The sequence below is a fragment of the Rhodococcus sp. 2H158 genome (assembly GCF_053764755.1).
Map to the genome: position 1 here is coordinate 1 of NZ_JBSNCE010000061.1, position 2,392 is coordinate 2,392.

2 protein-coding genes are annotated in these 2,392 nt (G+C 69.6%); both read right to left on the reverse strand.

What is annotated here, in order from left to right; all coding sequences use genetic code 11:
• Positions 1 to 62 precede the first annotated feature (62 nt).
• A complete protein-coding gene (istB, locus tag ACWPOB_RS28460) occupies positions 63 to 902 on the reverse strand; it encodes an IS21-like element helper ATPase IstB (protein ID WP_165042639.1) in 840 nt (279 codons plus the stop codon).
• Positions 899 to 2,254 carry an IS21/IS408/IS1162 family transposase gene (locus ACWPOB_RS28465; RefSeq protein WP_455402864.1) on the reverse strand — a complete coding sequence of 452 codons (1,356 nt, stop codon included), beginning with the start codon at positions 2,252 to 2,254 and terminating at the stop codon, positions 899 to 901. Before ACWPOB_RS28465 ends, istB begins: the two co-directional genes overlap by 4 nt.
• Positions 2,255 to 2,392: the final 138 nt, after the last annotated feature.

Consider the following 2,392-nt stretch of genomic DNA (forward strand, 5'->3'; position numbering starts at 1 on the left):
TGATGAGGCTCATCGAAAGTGCTCAACTGTGCCCGGTGGAAGTGCCCACCCGTGAGCAGGGTTCACTGTAGCGGTTGCCGGGTGCCGGTGGTGGCCTGCCGGAGCTTTTCGGCTCGGGCGTGGTGATCGCGCAGACGGTAGGAATCGCCGTCCAGATTCAGGACGACGGAGCGGTGCAGAAGCCGGTCGAGCATCGCGGCGGCGACGGTGGTGTCGCCGAGGACCTCACCCCATTCGCCGACACCGCGGTTGGTGGTGATGACGATCGAGGTCTTCAGATACCGTTGCGCCACAACCTGAAACAACGCGGATGCGGCCTCGCCGGGCAACGGGAGGTAGCCGAGTTCGTCGATCACCAGCAGGGTCGGTCCGGCGTAGAACCGCATCGTCGTCGCCCACCGGCCCTCGATCGCGGCGCGGTGGCAGCGGGCTGCGAGGTCGGCGGCGGTGGTGAAGTAGGTGCGGTAGCCGGCGTGCGCGGCGGCCCGGGCGAGCCCGACCGACAGGTGGGTCTTGCCGACTCCGGGTGGGCCGATGAGCAGGACGTTCGTCGCGGTTTCGAGGAACCGGCAGGTGCCCAGCTCGGCGATCAGCGCCCGGTCGAGTCCGGGCGCGGCGTCGAAGTCGAAGTCCTCGAGCGAGGCCGGGGTGGGCAGGCACGCGAACCGCAGCCGCCCGGCCAGGCGCCTGGCTTCGGTGGCGTCGACCTCGATCGAGAGCAGCTGTTCGAGGGTGGCGGTCATCGACAGGCCCTGTTTCTGCGCGCGGTCGAGGACCGACGGCAGGGCTTCGGCGGCGTCGTGCAGCTTGAGCGTCGCCAGGTGTCCGCGCAGGCGCTGGTAGAGGCTCGTGGCCTGCGGGGTGGTGGCGATGGTGGTGTCGGAGGCGGGCGTGGTGGTCATGCGAGGGTGTTCCTTCCACGGGCAGCGCGCTCGTAGGCGGCCAGGTCGGTGACCGTCGACCGCGGTGCGGTCGACGGTGAGTGATGGTCGGTGCTGTTGTCGCGCAATGCTTCTGCCGCAGCGAGGGCGTCGGGTCCGGGCGGGATACGTTCCTTGCGGCGGTGCGGCCGGCCACCGGCCGCGGCACCGGCCATCGCGGCTTGTTCGAGGGCGTGGACGTGGCCGTGATCGCGGACCACGACCCCGGCTCCGTCCGGAGCCAGGCGGTGCCGGGCGACGGTGATCTGCGAGGCGGTGACGATGTCGATCACCTCGCTGCCGAGTCTGCGGGTGATGCTCACCTGCGCGGCGGCCAACTCCGGGGGCACCGAGTAGCGGTTGCCGCGGTAGGGCACCAATGCCTGCCGCGAGACGGTCCGCGGCTCGCGCAGCACCACCGGATACGGGCTCGCCGGCACCGGCGTCAACGGTTCGCGGGCGGCGACGGTCAGCACCGAGGCCTTACCGTCGGCGGTGGCGCGCATCCGGGAATCGGCCCGCAGACTGCAGAACCTGTCCACGCTCGCCTGGGCCTGCTCGACCGTGGCGTCATCGGGATGAGTTCGCCACCACCGTTGCGCCGCAGTGTGATTGGCCTTCTCGACCACCCCTTTGCGGTTCCCGGTCCGCGGTGGGCAGATCGCGACCGCCACGCCGTAGTGCTTGGCGACGCCGGCGAACGTGGCGGTGACCTTCCCGCTGTCGGGGTGACAGACCGTCGCCATCCGATCGAACCGCCAGGTGCGGGTCAGGCCCGCGAGCTTGCGGCAGACGCGGTCGAGGCCGTCGATCAGGTGCGGCTGGGTCATCGCCGGGGCGAGCACCCCGCGCCAGCGGCCCGAATGCGCCAACGAGCCGACCAGCAGATACGCGGTCTTGCCCCAGCCCCAGGAGGTGGGTGGGTCCGGCAGCTCGACCCAGTCCCACTGGGTTTCCTCACCCGGCGGATGCTCGATCACCGCGTTCGGGCGCTCCGTTGCGCCCGCGCAGGAGTGACAGACGGGCCTCAGGTTGCGGGTGCGGATCTGGCGGGTCAGCGTCTGATACGACGCCGCGTAGCCGAGGTCCTCGAGTTCGTCGCACAAGGTCCGCGCCCACAGGTGCGGATCCTCGCGCAGCCGGGCCGTGACGTAGTCGACGAACGGCTCGAACGGGTCCTCACCGGACCGTTTGCGCACGCCCGGCGTGGTGACGCCATTGATGTAGTTGCGGACCGTCCGGCGGTTCCTGCCGGTGTGCCGGGCGATCGCCGAGATCGTCCAGCCTCGCTTGTGCAGTGCGTGTATCTCCACATCGTCCTCCCATGTCAACATGAGAAAGCGGGTCTCCTTCGAGGTGCTGGTGCGTGGTCAGAGACCACCAGCATCGAAGGAGACCCGCCCTCATCGGCGGAGCCACACGGGTGAGCACTTACGGTGAGCAGGACTGAGCATTTTCAATGAGCGCCATCA